The following is a 17,242-nucleotide window of genomic DNA, read 5'->3' as shown; positions in this document are numbered from 1 at the left end:
TCCTCCAGGCTTCCCGGACTGACTCTGCATGGATGCCATAGTCAGAATAGTGACTAGTCAGTTTCTTGACTATCACGCCGAGTGCGGACGACGGAAGGGGTGAACGCGGACCCGACGGCCGCGGCAAGCGCCGCCGACCCGACGCGCCTCGGCAACTGTCCACGCCAGGGGTTGACTTGGAGTACTCTCGAAGATCCAGACTCCTCTCCTGCGCCCTGGCACCACGGCGCAGGAGAGGAACCGGGATGAGATACCGCACGATCGGTGAGGACCCGAGAACCCGCCGCGAGGTGAGCGTCCTGAGCCTCGGCGCCATGCTGCTGGGCACCGCCACCGACGAGACCACGTCGTTCGCCGTGCTCGACCGCTATGTCGAGGCCGGTGGCACCTTCATCGACACCGCCGACAACTACGCGTTCTGGAACACCGGAAGCCAGGGCGGGGAGAGCGAGCAGCTCCTCGGCCGCTGGCGGCGCAGCCGCGGAGTCACGGACGAGGTGGTGATCGCCACCAAACTCGGCGGACGGCCCAACAGGCCCAGCACCACGTTCTCCCACGACATCGAAGGGCTGTCGGCGCGGGTGATCCGGGAGTCCGCGGAGCGGAGCCGCAAGCACCTGGGCGTGGAGAAGATCGATCTCCTCTACGCCCACACCCAGGACCGGCGGGTGCCGATGAAGGAGACCGTCGAAGCCTTCGCCGGGCTCGTCGCCGACGGCAGCGTCGGTCTGCTGGGGGTGAGCAACCACTGGGCCTGGCAGGTCGAACGTGCCCGGGCCCTGGCCAGGGACGCCGGTCTGCCGGGGTACGAGGTTCTTCAGTACCACCACAGCTATCTGCGCCGGCGCACCGACTTCCCGAGCCGTCGATCGCCCGACGGTCAGGAAGGCGTGGTGAGCGGGGAGTTGCTGAGCTATCTGCGCTCCGAACCCGGGCTGCCGCTGGTCGCCTACTCGCCACTGCTGTCCGGCGCGTACGTCCGGGAGGACAAGCCGCTGGGGAGCGACTTCGAGCATGCGGGCACGCCGGTACGGCTGGCGGCGCTGCACGAGGTGGCGAAGGAGGCCGGCGCGACCGTCAACCAGGTGGTGCTGGCCTGGCTGATCGGCGGGGAGGTTCCCATGATTCCCCTCGTCGGGGCGTCCTCGGTGGCGCAGCTGAACGAGAGCCTGGAGGCGGTCGACCTGGAGCTCACGGAGCAGCAGCGGGAGCGGCTGGATGCGGCGTACTGACCCGGCGGGCAACCCGGCCGGCGGCCCTCAGCCCAGCGGCTTCTGCAGGACGGCCTTGCGGTGGCTGAACGTCTCGATCGAGTACCGGCCGTGGTAGTTGCCCATGCCGCTTTCGCCGACTCCGCCGAACGGCAGGTCGGAGACGGTGAGATGGGCGAGCGGCAGACCGAATCCGAGGCCGCCGGAGGACGTCTCCGCCGCGAGCCGCCGGCGGGTGTCGGCCGACTCGGTGAAGGCGTACAGCGCCAGCGGCTTGTCGCGGTCGTTGATGAAGTCGATGGCCTCATCCAGTCCGGGAACGGTGACGATGGGCAGGACCGGGCCGAAGATCTCCTCCTGCATGACCGGGGCGCCGGGGTCGACATCGGCCAGGACGGTCGGGGCGATGTACTTGCGGTCGCGGTCGGTGGTACCGCCGACCACCACGCGTCCGGAGTCCAGCAGGCCGCAGAGCCGGTCGAAGTGGCGATCGTTGACGATCCGGCCGTACTCGGGGGAGATCGCCGGCTCGGCGCCGTACAGCTGCCGCACGGCCTCGGTCAGGGCGGGTTCCAGGGCGCGAGCGGTGTCCGGATCGGTGAGGACGTAGTCGGGTGCGACGCATGTCTGGCCGGCGTTGAGGAACTTGCCGCGCGCCAGGCGGGCGGCGACCGTGGTGGGGTCGGCGTCCCGGTCGACGAACACGGGTGACTTGCCGCCCAGTTCGAGCGTGACCGGCGTGAGGTGCTGGGCCGCGGCCGTCATGACGATGCGGCCGACCGTCCCGTTGCCGGTGTAGAAGATGTGGTCGAAGCGCTCCGCGAGGAGGGCGGTGGTCTCGGGAATCCCGCCTTCGACGACGGCCACGGCGTCCGTGTCGAGGAACCGCGGCAGCAGGCGCGCGAGGACGAGAGAGGTGGCCGGGGCCATCTCACTGGGCTTGGCCACCACCGCGTTGCCCGCGGCGAGCGCGCCGATCATGGGCGTCAGCAGCAGCTGCACCGGATAGTTCCACGGCGCGATCACAAGAACGACGCCCAGCGGGTCGTACTGGGTCCAGGCCGTCGCCTCGCCGATGTGCGCGGGGACGGGCGCGGGCTCCGGGCACAGCCAGTCGTCGAGGTGCTCCAGCGTGTGGTCGATCTCGCGGACCGTGAAGTCGATCTCGGTACGGAAGGCCTCGGTGGAACTCTTGCCGAGGTCGGCGTGGAGGGCGTCGGCGAGGTCGGTGCCGTGCTCGGTGAGCATCTCGCGCAGCCGGCGGAGCTGGGCCGTACGCCAGTCGACGGGGGCCGTTCGGCCGGCGCGGTACGTGGCCCGCAGACGGGGAACGATGTCGGCGGGCTGCTCGGGGCTGTGCTGGTTCACGTTTCCTCGCTGGTGACGTGGGAGCTTCGGTGTCGGTCGTTGCAGATACCAACGTTCTGGCGGACGGAGACATTCCGGCGCTGGTGTGCGACTTCCCCGCGCGAGCGGGGATACGGCTGCGGGGGTGAGGTGGTGCGTCCGCGGGGCGACGTGGTGCGGCCGCTCCGGGAGACCGCGAGGGGCCTGTCCGGCGCGATCGGGGTGGCGCGGCTCGCCCATCCCGTCCGTCCGACCCCGAAGGTCCGGCCGGGCCCCACCTCGGTACGGGCCCGGACCGCGTCGCATCGTGTCAGGCCCGCGCCTGCGGCACCTTGGGCGAGGGCTGCTCCCCGCCTTCGGGCAGCGGTGCCGCGGCCACGGCACGGACGGGAATGAGCGCGGCGACGACCGCGGCGGCCAGACCCACGCAGCAGCCGATGCACCTGAGGTCACCGCGTCCGCCTCTCCCAAGGCCCAACTCCTCTGGCTCAAGATGCCTGAGTCGCCGAGGCGGGAAGCGGCGGCAGAACCAACGGGGCGGCGTACGCCGACGCGATGTCGGAGTACGCCGCCCCGGAGGACGATCCGCGGGTGCGGCCCGCAAGCTGCCACCCCCTACTTCGGGTCGCGGTTGAACACCGACTTGGACCAGACGTAACCGAGGACGGCGAGCCCCACGCACCAGACCACGGTCAGCCACCCGTTGTGGCCGATCTCGGTGCCGAGCAGCAGACCGCGCAGGGTCTCGATGGCCGGGGTGAAGGGCTGGTACTCGGCGATCGGCTGGAACCAGCCCGGCATCGCGTCGACCGGGACGAAGGTGCTGGAGATGAGCGGGAGGAAGATCAGCGGCAGGGCGTTGTTGCTGGCAGCCTCGGCGTTCGGGCTGATCAGGCCCATCCCGACGGCGATCCAGGTGAGCGCCGTGGCGAAGAGCACGAGCAGTCCGAGCGCCGCGAGCCACTCCAGAACGGTGGCGTCGGTGGAGCGGAAGCCGATGGCCACTGCCACCGCGCCGACGAGGACCACGCTGGCGACCGCCTGAAGGACGCTGCCGACGACGTGTCCGATGAGGACGGAGCTGCGGTGGATCGCCATGGTGCGGAAGCGGGCGATGATGCCCTCGGACATGTCGGTGGAGACGGAGACCGCGGTGCCGATCGTGGTGGAGCCGATGGTCATCAGCACGATGCCCGGGACGAGATACGCGATGTACTCGGATCTGTCGGCTCCGCCGCCGCCGATGCCCGCGCTCATCACCTCGCCGAAGATGTAGACGAAGAGCAGCAGCAGCATGACCGGAGTGAGCAGCAGGTTCAGGGTCAGCGACGGATAGCGCCGAGCGTGGAGCAGGTTGCGCCGCAGCATCGTGTTCGAGTCACGGACGGCGAGAGAGAGGGCGCTCATCGGACGGTCTCCTTGGACTGGTTGGGGACGGCGGTGGAGCCGGCAGAGGGGCCTGCGGTGGGGCCGGTCAGGGCGAAGAACACGTCGTCGAGGTCGGGGGTGTGCACGGTCAGTTCGTCCGCCTCGACTCCGGCGGAGTCCAGCCAGTCGAGGATCGAGCGCAGCTCACGCTGGCTGCCGTCGCTCGGGATCTGCAGCGACAGCGACTCGTCGTCCCGGGTGACCTCATGCAGGGCAACGGCGGCGGACTGGTAGGCGGCCGGGTCGGTGAAGCGGATTCGGACGTGTCCGCCGGGGATCAACCGCTTCAGCTCGTCGGCGCTGCCCTCGGCGACGATCTTCCCGCCGTTCAGGACGGCGATGCGGTCGGCGAGTTCGTCCGCCTCTTCCAGGTACTGCGTGGTGAGGAAGACGGTGACGCCGCCGGAGACCAGCTCACGGATGATGCCCCACATGTTGTGCCGGGCCCGCGGGTCGAGTCCGGTGGTCGGCTCGTCCAGGAAGATGATCCGCGGATCACCGACCAGCGTCATGGCGATGTCGAGACGGCGCTTCATGCCACCGGAGTAGGTGGATGCGGGCTTCTTCGCCGCGTCCGTGAGGTCGAATCTCTCCAGCAACTCAGCTGCGGTACGCCGCCCTTCGGCACGGGACAGGTGGTGCAGGTCCCCCATCAGAAGCATGTTCTCCTCGCCGGTGATCAGACCGTCGACAGCGGAGAACTGCCCGGTGACACCGATCGCGGCCCGCACCGCCTGCGGCTCGGCAGCCAGATCGTGGCCCGCGACCTGGGCCTGCCCGCCGTCGGCCGCGATGAGCGTGGAGAGGATCTTCACGGCGGTGGTCTTGCCGGCGCCGTTCGGACCGAGCAGCGCGAACACGGACCCGGCCGGCACGACGAGGTCGATGCCGTCGAGGACGGTCTTGTCGCCGTACGACTTGCGCAGACCGACGGCGGATACTGCGGCCGGCGAGGGGGAACCGCCGGACCGACTGGACGTGGGCATGACAGAAGAAGGCATGAGGCCCTCCCATTCGAAGGAGCGGTGAGCGGTGAAGTGGGGCTGGTGGGCGGAGACTTGGCAGTCAGGCGCGGGCGCGGCGGATGTCGATGTTGCCGTAGCGGGTGCGGGCCTTGACCTCGACGGTCTCGTCGGTCTTGTCCGGGTTGTCGGAGGAGGCGAGCCCGTTGCGCACCTGCCCGTTGCTCGAGCTGACGTCGAGCCAGGCGGCCGTGCCCTCGCGGACGCCGATCTCGATGGCGCCGTAGGAGGTCTCCAACTGGACGGTGCCACGGGCCACATCGCCCACGCGCAGGGTGCCGTGGGCGGTGGTCGCGGTGACCGAGCTCTCGGCGCGCTGAATGTCGATGTCGCCGTTGGCTCCGCTCACCCGCAGCTCACCGATCGCGGCGCCGACGTTCGTGGAGCCGTGCGAGTTCTTCAGAACGGCCGGGCCGTCCACGACACCGACGCGCACACTGCCGGAACTGGTGGTGATCTCGGCCAGGCCCTCGACCTGACCGACGGTGATCGAACCGTGCGACGCGGTCAGCTGGAGCGGGCCCGTCTCGTCCAGGCGGACGTCACCCGACGAGGTCTTCACGCGGACCTCGCCGAGCCGGCCCTCGCCGAGCACCTGGGTCCAGGAGCCGGTCGTGTCGATGCGCGAGCCGGTGGGCAGTTCGACCGTCACGTCGACGCTGCCGGTGGGCCCGATGAGGTAGGGACCCTTGGGTGTCCTGATGGTCAGCACACCGCCGGAATAGGTGACCTCGGTCTGCTCGACGACCCGGACGTCCTTGTCCTTCTTCGGGTCGCGGGGCCGCACCTCGACGACGGTGTCGTGGCGGTCGGTCGCGGTGAACTGGATGGAACCGGCGGCCACGTTGGCGGTGACCGAGATCGGCAGAGGGGTGTCGAAAGAAGGCATGGCTGTCCCGTCCTCTTGGGTCTTCGCGGCGTCCCTGCTGGTGGGACGTGGTGTGAGTGAAGTGGGAGCGGGGCGCGGCTAGCGCACCCAGCCCGTGAAGCTGTTTCCGACGGTGCGGGTGGCTCGGGTCTTCTCCGACGTACGCGACTGAGTACCACCGTCGACCGCGGCCGACACGGCCCGCACCAGCCAGGCATTGACCGACAGGCCCTCGCGAGCCGCGGCCTCCTCGGCACGCGCCTTGAGGTGGGCCGGCAGGCGCAGATTGACGCGGGCGGTACCGCCCTCGTCGCCGTCGGCGGGCGCCGGAGCCGGAGCCCTGAGCGGCTCGGCCGGCCCGCTCCCCTCTTCGTACGCCTCGTCGCCCGCCGGCCGTGTCACCACGAAGTCGGGGTCGAGTCCGCGCAGCCGTACGTCGACCGAACCCGGGGCGAGTTCACGGGTGACCTCGTCCATCGCGGCGGAGAGCACGTTGAGCATCGTCAGGCGGGTCGCCGACTCCAGGGGAGCGGTGAGGCGCTCGGCGATTTCGCGGGCTTCTTCGCCGCCGGCTTCGGCGGCCACCGCGAGTTCGCGGCGCAGGTTGTCGACATACGGCGTGAGGTCCATGACGTCATCATGGCACCACAGTGGCATCACAGGCAAGTACCCACGGGAAGCAATCACCGTCTCCGATCAACCTGAAGGCTCTGAGCTGCGGAAATGCGTCATCATCAGATTGCGCCAGCGCGGCACCACATGGATTCACGGCCTCCTGGACGCCACCATCGAGGCACCTGATGGCGCCGACTGGCATCGCCAGGCGCCGCGAGGTTCGACGATCGACCTCCGGGAGCCCGCCCAGAGGGGTCCCTTCAGAGAATGCGCGAGGGGAACTGCCTCCACCCAGCACCCGCGACCCGCGACGACGAAGGGCAGGCACCGAACCTCCGGCACTACATCGAGCCTCCGACCTGCGCATTCGCGATTCACGCCCCGCCACGACACTGCGGGCGGCACGCGCGATGCCGAATATGGCTCCACGTGGCGCCATTTATGTGCCACTATGGCAGCACAGCCTCCGGCCCCGCGGTCGAGGGGTGCGCGTTTTCGCAGAGTGAGAGCCGAAGGGGTCGGACCATGGAGACAGCACAGGGTCAGCAGCAGGCGATGCCCGGCGCCGTCACCGCCTTCGCCCGCTTCGTGCTCTGCGGCGGCGGGGTGGGGCTGGCCTCCAGCTTCGCCGTGGCGGCCCTCGCCTCCTGGATCCCCTGGGCCCTCGCCAACGCTCTGATCACCGCGGTCTCCACGCTCCTCGCCACCGAGCTGCACGCACGCTTCACCTTCGGCGCGGGTGGGCGCGCGACCTGGCGCCAGCATGTGCAGTCGGCCGGATCCGCGGCGGCGGCGTACACGGTGACCTGTGTGGCGATGCTCGTTCTGCACCAACTGGCTTCGGAGCCCGGCGCGCTGCCCCAGCAGGTCGCCTACCTGTCCGCCTCCGCACTGGCCGGTGTCGCGCGGTTCGCGGTGCTGCGTCTCGTCGTCTTCGCACGCAAGCGCTCGCAGGGCGCGGCGGACGCCCACCCGGTGCACCTGACCGTGGGCCGGCCCTCGATCCCGGCCGGCTCCGAAGCGCTCTGCTGCGCCGCCTGACGGTTCCGCCGGGCATCTGCCGCTCGGGATTGATCAAGCTTGCCCGCACGTCGAGCGCCGGCTGTTCGCGACGCACCCCTCATCGGCGCCTGGGCCGCCGGCCCGCACTCGGACCGTGGCGCGGCGGGGCGCTCTTGAACTTGCCGCCGGACACCGACACCCTCGCATCGTGCGCTCCTGAGCGCACGATGGCATCAAGTCACCTGTAGACACCGGCAGTTGAGTCCAGCCTCAAAGCTTGACCACAAATTGCACACATCCTCTCTACAGATCGGCCCTGCTGGTCTAGATTGACCGTGCTTCAACCGCTCGGGCACGAGACGACCAGTCTCGGACACAACGCGACCAGTAGTGACCGACAAGTCCGGCACTACGGAAAGTCAGCAGTCGTATCCTCACCGCCAGATGTGGGGATGATCAGTTCTTGGGGCCCAAGAGGGGGCTTCGGGTGCGGGGAGCACCCGAGGTTCCGGCGGTTCCCATGCACCTCGAGAGTCCGACAGGACGTGCAAGTCCGCTGCTGGCAGGGCGGGTTGTTCAAGTAGCGCCGAAGCGGCCGTGATGTCGTGCAAGGGGCGGGCGGGGGCCCTCCCACAGACGAGGAACAGCGCGGCGCGGGGGGCGATGGGCCTCCCGAGGGGTGGATGCGTGCGGGGGGCGGGGGCCCCCGGGGGGAGGAACAGTGTTAGGCGAGCACGTCGAACCACTGGGAACCTGGGGGGTTCTGTGCAACAGGGGGGACTAGTCGGCCCTGTTCCGTCGACGCGGGGGCGTCTGGCGAATGGGGCAATCAGCCGGCCTGTGAACGGCTGGGAACAGCGGTACCGCCGCACCGTGATCATCAGCGACACCGTGGCCACCGCCTTGGTGGTGGCGGCGATCGGCAACTTCTTCGGGTCCCGAGACGCGGCCAACTGGCACGAGAAGTGGGGAATTCTCGCATTCGGCACCGAACTGCTGGTGCTGGGAGCACTTGCGGTGAACCGGTCGTGGGCTCCGGCGGTACTCGGCCAGGGCGCCGAGGAATTCCGCCGGCTCGGACGCTCACTGTTCACGGCGACCGTCGTCCTGGCGCTCGGCGGGATCGCCCTCACCTCGCGCAACATCAAGCTCTGGATCTTCGTCGCGATCCCCGCGATCGCGCTCGTCACGATGACCGAGCGATATCTGCTCCGCCTCGGGCTGCACAAACAGCGGTACGAGGGACGGTGTTTGAGACCGGTGCTCGCTGCCGGGAGCCCGGCCACCGTGCGCGACCTGATCAGCCGGACCCGCAAGTTCCCGCACCTCGGCTGGCGGGTGGACGCCGTGTGCACGACGGACGGTCTCGGGCTCGACGGTGACCAACTGGACGGTGTGCCGGTCGTCGGCCGACTGACGGACGTCGCGGGCCACGTCCGCCGCGACGGCTACCGTGTCGTCGCGGTCACACCGGACCCGCACTGGTCACCGGACCGGCTCCAGCGGCTGGCGTGGAACCTCGAGGGCAGCGATGCCGAGATGGTCGTGGCCCCCGTGCTCATGGAGGTGGCCGGACCGCGGCTGCACGTCGACGCGGTGCTCGGGATCCCGCTGTTGAGGGTCAGCATGCCGACCTTCACCGGGGGCCGCCGGGCGGTCAAAGGGGTCGTCGACCGCGTGGCCGCGGCGGTCCTGCTGATGCTGTTCGCCCCGCTGATGGTGTTCGTCGCGCTGCTCGTCCTGGTGGACAGCCGGGGTGGGGCGGTCTATCGCCAGCGCAGGGTCGGCAAGGACGGCCGCGAGTTCACCATCCTGAAGTTCCGCACCATGGTCGCCGGGGCCCACGGGGCACGTGCCGAGCTGGCCGGCCTCGACGAGGGGGCAGGGCTGCTGTTCAAGCTCCGCCGGGATCCGCGAGTCACCCGGGTGGGAGCCGTGCTGCGCCGGTACTCGATCGACGAACTGCCGCAGCTTTTCAACGTGCTCACCGGCTCGATGTCGCTCGTCGGTCCGCGGCCGCCGTTGCCGGAGGAGTGCGCTGCGTACGGCCCGGACATCCGGCGACGGCTGCTGGTCAAGCCCGGACTCACCGGCCTGTGGCAGATCAGCGGACGCAGCGACCTGCCGTGGGAGGAGGCGGTCCGCCTCGACCTGCGGTACGTGGAGGACTGGTCGCTCGCCCTGGACACAGTGATCTTGTGGAAGACGCTGCGTGCCGTGCTCCACGGGCAGGGGGCCTACTGATGCGCGGAAGGCAGCGGCTCAACCGGCCGGCCGACGCAGGTACGGCAGGCCACCAAGGCCTGTCTGGGGGGAGGAACGCGTCATGAGAGTCAGCGTTTTCGGGCTCGGTTACGTGGGCTGCGTGTCGGCCGCGTGCCTGGCCAGCATGGGCCACGAGGTCATCGGGGTGGACGTCAACCCGGTCAAGGTCGACCTGGTCAACGACGGCAAGGCCCCGGTGGTCGAGGAGCGGATCGGCGAGCTCATCGCCGACGTCGTACGGACCGGAGCACTGCGCGCCACCGGCGACGTCCGCGAGGCGATCATGGGCAGCGAGGTGTCGCTGATCTGCGTCGGTACACCGTCGGAGCCCAACGGAAGCCTGTGCACCACATATCTGGAGCGGGTCACCGAGCAGATCGGTGCCGCGGTGGCCGAGCGGGGCGGGCGGCAGACCATCGTGTTCCGCAGCACCATGCTGCCGGGCACCTGTCTGAACCTGCTGGTCCCGATCCTGGAGAAGTACGCCGGCGGCACGGCCGGGGTGGACTTCGGAGTCGCGGTCAACCCGGAATTCCTGCGCGAAGGCACCAGCGTGCGGGACTTCTTCGACCCGCCCAAGACCGTCATCGGCGAGCTCGACCCGGCAAGCGGCGATGTGCTGACGGCGCTGTACGAAGGATTGCCCGGCGAGGTGTTCCGGGTGCCGGTCCCGACGGCCGAGGCGATCAAATACGCGGACAACGCGTTCCACGGCCTCAAGGTCGGCTTCGCGAACGAACTGGGTGCGGTGTGCCAGGCGCTCGGCGTGGACTCGCACCAGGTGATGGACGTGTTCCTGGCCGACCGCAAGCTGAACATCAGCCCCGCCTACCTGCGGCCCGGCTTCGCCTTCGGCGGCTCCTGCCTGCCCAAGGACCTGCGCAGCCTGGTCCACGCGGCGCAGCGGGCCGACGTCTCCGTACCCATCCTCGCCCATGTGCTGCCCTCCAACTCCGCACATCTGCAACGCGCGGTGGAGCTGGTCGAACGCACCGGCAAGCGCCGGGTGAGCCTGTTCGGGCTGTCCTTCAAACCCGGCACCGACGACCTCCGCGAGAGCCCGCTCGTCGAACTGGCGGAGACACTCTTCGGCAAGGGGTACGACCTGCGGATCTACGACCCCAACGTGAACCTCTCCCGGCTGCTCGGTGCGAACCGCGAGTACATCGAGACCCGGCTGCCACACCTCGCCCGGCTGCTCGCGGATTCCGTCGACGACGTGCTCGAGCACGCCGAGGTGTGCCTGGTCGGGACCAGAGACCCGGCCGTGCTCTCGGCGCTGCCTCATGGCGACGGCCCGGTGATCATCGACCTCATCCACCTTCCCGACGCCGAAGCGCGCCGGACCGAACCGGGGTACGTGGGCCTTGCTTGGTGACGCAACCAGCGGCGACGGGACGGCCCGTCGCGCGCTGATCCTGGTGGAGAACCTGTCGGTGCCGTTCGACCGGCGGGTGTGGCAGGAGTGCACGACCCTGCGCGACGCGGGCTGGGAGGTGCACGTCATCTGTCCCCGGGGGGAGAAGCGGGACACGGAGCCGGAGGCAGTGATCGACGGGGTGCGGATCCACCGCTACCCGCTGCGCGCGGCCACCGGCGGACCGGCCGGCTACCTGCGGGAGTACGGAACGGCGTTGTGGCACACGGCCCGGCTGGCCCGCAAGGTCGGCCCGGTCGACGTGGTCCACGCCTGCAATCCGCCCGACCTGCTGTTCCTGCCCGCGCTGTGGCTGAAGCGGCGCGGCGCGCGGTTCGTCTTCGACCAGCACGACCTGGTACCCGAGCTGTACCTCTCCCGGTTCGGCCGCGGCAAGGATCTGCTCTACCGCGCCGTGTGCGCGCTGGAACGGCGGACCTACCGGGCCGCGGACATCGTGCTCGCCACGAACGAGAGCTATCGGGACGTCGCGGTGCGCCGTGGCGGCCGACGCCCTGAGGACGTTTTCGTGGTGCGCAGTGCGCCCCAGACCGACCGGTTCCAACCGGCGCCTCCCGAGCCGGAGTTGAAGCGCGGCAAGCCGCATCTGCTGTGCTACCTCGGCGTCATGGGTCCTCAGGACGGCGTCGACTACGCCCTGCGGGCCCTGGCGAAGCTGCGCGACGAGTTCGGGCGGACCGACTGGCACGCGGTGTTCGTCGGTGCCGGCGACGCCTTCGACGCGATGGTGGAGCTGTCCCGGCAGCTCGGACTCACCGAGCAGGTGCAGTTCACCGGGCGCATTCCGGACGCCGACCTGGTGCGCTACCTGTCCACGGCGGACGTGTGCCTGTCTCCCGACCCGCGTAATCCGCTCAACGACGTGTCGACCATGAACAAGGTCCTGGAGTACATGGCGATGGGCCGGCCGATCGTCTCGTTCGACCTGAAGGAGGCGCGCGTCTCCGCCGGTGACGCCGCCGTCTACGCGCCGGCCAACGACGAGGCCGAGTTCGCCAAGCTCATCGCCCTGCTGCTCGACGATCCGCAGGAGCGAGCCCGTATGGGCGGGATCGGCCAGGAACGGATCAGCGGACCGCTGTCCTGGCGGAACTCGCAAGCGTCACTGCTCGCCGCCTACGCCGCAGCCTGCCGCAACCACACTCCGGTATCGGCGGGCGACCCGGACCGTGCAGGGAAGAGGCCGCACCGTTGAGCGATGACACGATACGCCTGGCCACGATCGGCAGGATCATCCGTCGGCGCCGGCGGCTTCTCACCGTCCTCACCCTGGTGGGTGCGCTCGCCGGCTACGGCACCTCTTTGCTGTTGCCGCCGCGCTACACGACGTCGGCATCCGTCCTGCTGCCCGGGGCGTGGGAGGAACGCGAGCTGCTCACCCAGGCGGAGATCGCGACCAGTTCGGTCGTGGTCGACCGCGCGGCTGCCACGCTCGGCTGGAGCGGGGTCAGCGGCAGCGAGTTGCGGGACCGGGTGAACGCCGAGGCCGCCGACGGGAACATCATCACGATCTCGGGAACGGCCGAGACCCCGGAGCGTGCGCAGCGGCTCTCCGACCAGGTGGCCCAGCAGTACGTCACCTTCGCCGCGCGGATCGCGGGCGACAACGCCGACCCGGAGACGGCGGCGGCGCCCGAGGCGCTGCGGAAGATGGTGGCGCAGACCAGCCGCCGTATCACCGAGCTGGCCGAGGCAGCCGATCCGGGTCGGACCGTGGAGAGCGTGCAGACCCGCACCGAGCTCGCGAAACTGCGCACCGCACTCCAGGTGGCCGTCAGCAAGCTGGAGCAGGCCGACCCGGCCACCAACAAGGCCAACATGGTCGTCATGGGGCCGGCTGCCCGGCCGGCCGGCGAGGCACCGCCGACGAGGATGCAGCTCATCGTCGGCGGTGCGCTGCTGTTCTTCCTGATCACGGTCATCGGCCATCTCACCGCCGCACGGATGAGCCGCCGGCTGCGCAGCGAAGCCGAGATCGCCGCCGCGCTGGGCTCGGCCCTCCTCGGTACGGTCGACGTACCTGGTGAACCGCGCGCGCGTCGGCCGAAAGGCCTTGGCCCGCGGGCCCGGATCCGGCGGCTGCTCGGCGTCGACATGCGGTGGGACACACCGCCCCCGCAGGCGTCCGGCGACGAGGCCGGCAGGAAGATCCGCTACCGGCGGGTGTGCGCCCGCCTGCGGGACCAACTGCCGTCCCCCGCAGGGCTGCTGGTCGTCGTCCCGGACGGCGACGAGATCGCCCAGCGGGCCGCCGGGCACCTCGTCGCCGAGGCCCGGAGCGATCCTTCCCCCAGCTCTTCGAGCAGGGGTTACCCCGCGCTGCGCGTGGTGGGGGTTTCGGTGTCCCAGCCGCTGATTCCGGACCGCGACGAAGAGTCCGGTGCCCTGGTCGTGCTCAGCGCGGGCAACTGGACCGCGGCAGAGCTCGCCGGCATCGCCGAGGCGTGCGCGGACGCCGGGCACAAGGTCGTCGGCATCGTCGTCGCCGGCACGGTCCGCGGCCGTCCGACGCCATCCGCCGACGATTCTCCGGATGGCGCCACTCCGGCCGTTCCGGTGGGCGTCGACGCAAGGGGAGGTACAGCATGACGACGAGCACGACGTCGAAGTCGTCGGCCGCCACTCCGCTCTTCGACCTGCACGCGCTGGTCGTCGCGGTGCGCAGGCGCCGCCGCCTCTGGTGCTCCATGGCGCTGCTCGGACTGCTGGCCGGCGCGGCGGTGGCGGTCCTGATGCCGCCGCCGCCGACCGCGGTCACCAAGGTGCTCGTCGCCCATCAGGCGGACCAGCCGAACGACCCCGGAACACTGATCCGCACCGACGTCGCCCTGCTGCAGACGACGCGCATCGCCGGAACAGCCCTGAAGTCCCTCGACTCCCCGGTAAAACCTGAGGACTTCATGCAGGACTACGAGGGTGTCGGTCTGACCAACAACCTGCTGCAGATCAATGCGACGGGTGACAGCGACGCCGAAGCGGTGGCTCGCGCCAAGGCGCTGGCCGAAGCGTTCGTCGCGGACCATGTGAGACGGATCCAGCAAGCCGCGAACGCCGAGGCCAAGGATCTGCTCAGCCAGCGTGACCGCATGCGGGACGAACTCGCCCAGGTCAACGAGGCGATCGGCGAGGCATCGCCTCAGAGCGGCCCCGAAGACTCCGCGAACCTCGAGTCACTCTTCGCCCGCCGGGCCGAACTCACCTCGCGCATAGCCGATTTCGATCAGCGCGCCGGAGAGGCGCGCACCGGCACACCCCGGCTCGTCGCCGGCACACAGATCGTGGACGCCCCCCGCGCGGTGCGGCACTCCCTGCCCAGGGCCGCTGCCACCAACGCCGCCATCGGGCTCGTCCTCGGGCTCGTCCTCGGGCTCGCGCTGGCCGCCGTCGGCACCGTGGTGGCGGACCGCCCCGTACTGCGCCGGGACATCGCGGCGAACCTCGGCGCCTCGGTCATCGCGGAACTGCCCCGCCGCTCGGGCCGGCTGGGGCAGCGCCGGCGGACCCGAGCGGCACGCGAACGGCTCACCGCGTCCCTGGCCCGCACCGTGCGCGGTTCCGCGGAACCCGTGTCGCTGCTCGAACTGGGCTGCGCGCACAGCGCGAGCGTGATCGTCCTGGACCTCGCCAAGGCACTCGCGGCGGAGGAGCCGGTGGTCGTCATCGACGCTCTGCCCGGCCGACAGCTCGCCAAGCGCCGCCCGAAGCCAGGAGACCCCACCGTGGTCGGCAGCGAAGCCGCCGCGACCGTGCCGCATCGGGAGCGCCGGCTCGGCGTCGGCTCCGTGGCGCCCGGCACCGCATGGACCACCCTTCCGGACCTCGGCACGCAGACCGTGCTCGTCGTGCGTGCCGGACACGGCAACGCCGCATGGCTGCACACCGTGGCGCGGCAACTCGCGGACCTGCTCATACCGGTGATCGGTGTGGTGCTGATCGACCCCGATCCGCGGGACCGGACCGACGGCACGCTGTGGGACGGCCTGCACACCGCGCTGCGCAGCCACAACGCGCGGGCCCGGGAGAACGTGACGGACCGGCCGCGGAGTCAGCCGCCGTCATGGGCACGAGTCCCGGACATCGACCAGGAAGCGCGGTAAGACATGTGTGGCATCGCAGGCACGTACCGCTGGCCGGACGGAAAGGCCGTGACCGACCGGCTCACCGATACCCTCGCCCACCGCGGTCCGGACGGAGCAGGCCGCTACAGCCACCCCGTCGGTGACGGCGAAGTGCAGCTCGGACACCGCCGGCTGGCCATCATCGACCTGTCCGAAACCGGCGCCCAGCCGATGGTCTCGGGCGGCCTCGCCCTCACCTACAACGGAGAGCTGTACAACGCGCCCGAACTCCGTGCCGAGCTGACGGCCGCCGGGGTGCGCTTTCGCGGAACCTCTGACTCCGAGGTACTGCTGGAAGCCTGGCGACGCTGGGGCACGGACTGCCTGCCGCGGCTGCGCGGCATGTTCGCCTTCGGGATCTTCGACGAGCGAACCGGTGACCTGGTGCTCGCCCGCGACCAACTGGGCATCAAGCCGCTGTTCTTGCTCCGGCGCGGTGAGGGCCTCGTCTTCGCCTCCGAGCTCAAGGCGCTCGCCGCCGCCACCGGCGGAGGGCTGGAGGTGGACCACGCGGCGCTGGTGGCCTCGCTGCTGTACTACTGGGTGCCCGACTCGCGGTGCGCGTTCCGCGAAGCAGAGAAGCTGCCACCGGGAAGCTGGCTCCGGTGCCGGCCGGACGGCCGGGTGGAGCGCGGCCGGTACTGGAACCTGAAGGACATCGCCGCCGAGGGCCAGGAGCGGGCCCGGGCCGGCGAGCAGCCGGACCTGGCCGCCATCGTCGAGGAGTCGACGCGTCGCCACCTGCTCTCCGACGTACCTGTGGCGACCTTCCTCTCCGGCGGTCTCGACTCCAGCTATCTGACCGCACTGGCGGCCCGCGACCGGCCCGGGATCTCCGCCTACACGATCGGGTTCCGCGCCGAGGACGCCAAGTTCGAGGCGATGCCGGACGACCTGCGCTATGCCCGGCAGGTGGCCGCGCGGTTCGGCGTCGATCTGCACGAGATCGAGATCGCTCCGAACGTGCTCGACCTGCTGCCGCAGATGACCTACCACCTGGACGAGCCGATCGGCGACCCCGCCGCGATCAACACCTTCCTGATCTGCTCGGCCGCCCGCGAGGCCGGGGTCAAGGTGATGCTCTCGGGGATGGGCGCCGACGAACTGTTCGCCGGGTACCGCAAGCACCTGGCCAACCTGATCGCGCTGCGCTACCAGCGCGTCCCACGGCCGCTGCGCCGTGCCCTGTCCACGTCCGTGAACCGGCTACCGGTCGCCACGGCCCGCCGGGGGTACCGCTCGGTGCGCTTCGCGAAGCGGTTCCTCTCCTTCGCCGACCTGCCGGAGGAGACCGCGTTCCGGCGCAGCTACACCATGTACGACCAGGACGAGCTGCTCGCCCTGATCGATCCGGACCTGGCACCCACGGTCGACGACGTGCTGACCGAACATGCGGACATCTACCAGGACAACGACCTCGACGACTTCGTCAACCGCATGTGCCTGGGCGACGCCCGGATGTTCCTGCCGGGCCTGAACCTCGCGTACACGGACCGCTCGAGCATGGCCGCCTCGACCGAGGTGCGCGTGCCGTACGTGGATGTCGAGGTGGTCAAGGCGGCGTTCGCCGTGCCCGGCGACCGCAAGATCGCCGGACGACAGGGCAAGGCCGTCCTCAAGGAGGCGGCCTCCTCGATCCTGCCCCGGGAGATCGTGTACCGGCCCAAGGGCCTGTTCAGCGCCCCGTTGCGGGCCTGGATGAGCCGGGACCTGGCACCGCTGGTGCGCGAGGTGGTCAACGACGGCGTGCTCGTCAATTCCGGGTTCCTGCGCCGCGATGCGCTGGCGCGCATGGTCGCCGAGGACGCCGCCGGGCAGCGGGACTTCTCCAAGCATCTGTGGCATGTGCTGACGCTCGAGTACTGGTATCGCGACGCGACCTCTGGCTCCGGCCAGAGCCAAGCGGCTTGACGGCGTAGAAACAAGAG

At 70.2% G+C, this 17,242-nt stretch carries 13 protein-coding genes; 8 read left to right on the top strand and 5 right to left on the bottom strand.

Features of this window, described 5'->3' with window-relative positions; translation table 11 throughout:
- Nucleotides 1-245: 245 nt before the first annotated feature.
- The gene (locus ACQPWZ_RS27600; protein WP_433572640.1) at nucleotides 246-1,232 is read left to right on the top strand and encodes an aldo/keto reductase; all 987 of its coding nucleotides are present in this window, start codon (nucleotides 246-248) and stop codon (nucleotides 1,230-1,232) included.
- A gap of 27 nt (nucleotides 1,233-1,259) precedes the next feature.
- Here the strand turns inward: ACQPWZ_RS27600 and ACQPWZ_RS27595 are convergent, their stop codons facing one another.
- The 5 genes from ACQPWZ_RS27595 to ACQPWZ_RS27575 all read right to left on the bottom strand — a co-directional run bounded on the left by ACQPWZ_RS27595 (nucleotide 1,260) and on the right by ACQPWZ_RS27575 (nucleotide 6,506).
- Nucleotides 1,260-2,579, bottom strand: coding sequence for an aldehyde dehydrogenase family protein (locus ACQPWZ_RS27595; protein WP_433572639.1), 1,320 nt, complete (start codon nucleotides 2,577-2,579; stop codon nucleotides 1,260-1,262).
- Nucleotides 2,580-3,173: 594 nt separating this feature from the next.
- Nucleotides 3,174-3,965, bottom strand: coding sequence for an ABC transporter permease (locus ACQPWZ_RS27590; protein WP_433572638.1), 792 nt, complete (start codon nucleotides 3,963-3,965; stop codon nucleotides 3,174-3,176).
- The gene (locus ACQPWZ_RS27585; protein WP_433572637.1) at nucleotides 3,962-4,987 is read right to left on the bottom strand and encodes an ATP-binding cassette domain-containing protein; all 1,026 of its coding nucleotides are present in this window, start codon (nucleotides 4,985-4,987) and stop codon (nucleotides 3,962-3,964) included. Before ACQPWZ_RS27585 ends, ACQPWZ_RS27590 begins: the two co-directional genes overlap by 4 nt.
- Nucleotides 4,988-5,051: 64 nt before the next feature.
- On the bottom strand, nucleotides 5,052-5,897 hold the full coding sequence (locus tag ACQPWZ_RS27580) for a DUF4097 family beta strand repeat-containing protein (RefSeq protein WP_433572636.1): 846 nt from the start codon (nucleotides 5,895-5,897) through the stop codon (nucleotides 5,052-5,054).
- A 78-nt stretch (nucleotides 5,898-5,975) separates the two neighbouring features.
- A complete protein-coding gene (locus tag ACQPWZ_RS27575) occupies nucleotides 5,976-6,506 on the bottom strand; it encodes a toxin-antitoxin system HicB family antitoxin (protein WP_383241899.1) in 531 nt (176 codons plus the stop codon).
- 510 nt (nucleotides 6,507-7,016) lie between these two features.
- Between ACQPWZ_RS27575 and ACQPWZ_RS27570 the strand changes: the two genes are divergently transcribed.
- The 7 genes from ACQPWZ_RS27570 (at nucleotide 7,017) to asnB (ending at nucleotide 17,225) form a co-directional block, all read left to right on the top strand.
- A complete protein-coding gene (locus ACQPWZ_RS27570) occupies nucleotides 7,017-7,532 on the top strand; it encodes a GtrA family protein (protein WP_433572635.1) in 516 nt (171 codons plus the stop codon).
- Nucleotides 7,533-8,258: 726 nt separating this feature from the next.
- Nucleotides 8,259-9,737 carry a sugar transferase gene (locus tag ACQPWZ_RS27565; protein WP_433572634.1) on the top strand — a complete coding sequence of 493 codons (1,479 nt, stop codon included), beginning with the start codon at nucleotides 8,259-8,261 and terminating at the stop codon, nucleotides 9,735-9,737.
- 82 nt (nucleotides 9,738-9,819) lie between these two features.
- Complete coding sequence (locus tag ACQPWZ_RS27560; RefSeq protein WP_433572633.1) at nucleotides 9,820-11,136, top strand: nucleotide sugar dehydrogenase; 1,317 nt, start codon at nucleotides 9,820-9,822, stop codon at nucleotides 11,134-11,136.
- Nucleotides 11,126-12,391: a glycosyltransferase family 4 protein gene (locus tag ACQPWZ_RS27555; RefSeq protein ID WP_340475919.1), complete on the top strand. Its 1,266-nt coding sequence runs from the start codon at nucleotides 11,126-11,128 to the stop codon at nucleotides 12,389-12,391. The genes ACQPWZ_RS27560 and ACQPWZ_RS27555 overlap by 11 nt, the downstream gene beginning before the upstream one ends.
- On the top strand, nucleotides 12,388-13,785 hold the full coding sequence (locus ACQPWZ_RS27550; RefSeq protein WP_433572632.1) for a Wzz/FepE/Etk N-terminal domain-containing protein: 1,398 nt from the start codon (nucleotides 12,388-12,390) through the stop codon (nucleotides 13,783-13,785). The genes ACQPWZ_RS27555 and ACQPWZ_RS27550 overlap by 4 nt, the downstream gene beginning before the upstream one ends.
- Nucleotides 13,782-15,293, top strand: coding sequence for a Wzz/FepE/Etk N-terminal domain-containing protein (locus ACQPWZ_RS27545; protein WP_433572631.1), 1,512 nt, complete (start codon nucleotides 13,782-13,784; stop codon nucleotides 15,291-15,293). The genes ACQPWZ_RS27550 and ACQPWZ_RS27545 overlap by 4 nt, the downstream gene beginning before the upstream one ends.
- A 3-nt stretch (nucleotides 15,294-15,296) precedes the next feature.
- Complete coding sequence (asnB, locus tag ACQPWZ_RS27540) at nucleotides 15,297-17,225, top strand: asparagine synthase (glutamine-hydrolyzing) (protein WP_405573416.1); 1,929 nt, start codon at nucleotides 15,297-15,299, stop codon at nucleotides 17,223-17,225.
- The last annotated feature ends 17 nt before the right edge of the window (nucleotides 17,226-17,242 follow it).

The organism is Streptomyces sp. CA-251247, from assembly GCF_050952975.1.
Lineage (GTDB): Bacteria > Actinomycetota > Actinomycetes > Streptomycetales > Streptomycetaceae > Streptomyces > Streptomyces achmelvichensis.
The sequence above is the reverse complement of the archived record's forward strand: the minus strand, read 5'-3'. Positions and strand labels throughout refer to the sequence as shown.

What these genes read in the sequence shown, in the direction of transcription:
- ACQPWZ_RS27600 (WP_433572640.1), top strand. Translation starts at nt 246, where the DNA reads ATGAGATACCGCACGATCGGTGAGGACCCGAGAACCCGCCGCGAGGTG.
- ACQPWZ_RS27590 (WP_433572638.1), bottom strand. Translation starts at nt 3,965, where the DNA reads ATGAGCGCCCTCTCTCTCGCCGTCCGTGACTCGAACACGATGCTGCGG.
- ACQPWZ_RS27585 (WP_433572637.1), bottom strand. Translation starts at nt 4,987, where the DNA reads ATGCCTTCTTCTGTCATGCCCACGTCCAGTCGGTCCGGCGGTTCCCCC.
- ACQPWZ_RS27580 (WP_433572636.1), bottom strand. Translation starts at nt 5,897, where the DNA reads ATGCCTTCTTTCGACACCCCTCTGCCGATCTCGGTCACCGCCAACGTG.
- ACQPWZ_RS27575 (WP_383241899.1), bottom strand. Translation starts at nt 6,506, where the DNA reads ATGGACCTCACGCCGTATGTCGACAACCTGCGCCGCGAACTCGCGGTG.
- ACQPWZ_RS27570 (WP_433572635.1), top strand. Translation starts at nt 7,017, where the DNA reads ATGGAGACAGCACAGGGTCAGCAGCAGGCGATGCCCGGCGCCGTCACC.
- ACQPWZ_RS27560 (WP_433572633.1), top strand. Translation starts at nt 9,820, where the DNA reads ATGAGAGTCAGCGTTTTCGGGCTCGGTTACGTGGGCTGCGTGTCGGCC.
- ACQPWZ_RS27545 (WP_433572631.1), top strand. Translation starts at nt 13,782, where the DNA reads ATGACGACGAGCACGACGTCGAAGTCGTCGGCCGCCACTCCGCTCTTC.
- asnB (WP_405573416.1), top strand. Translation starts at nt 15,297, where the DNA reads ATGTGTGGCATCGCAGGCACGTACCGCTGGCCGGACGGAAAGGCCGTG.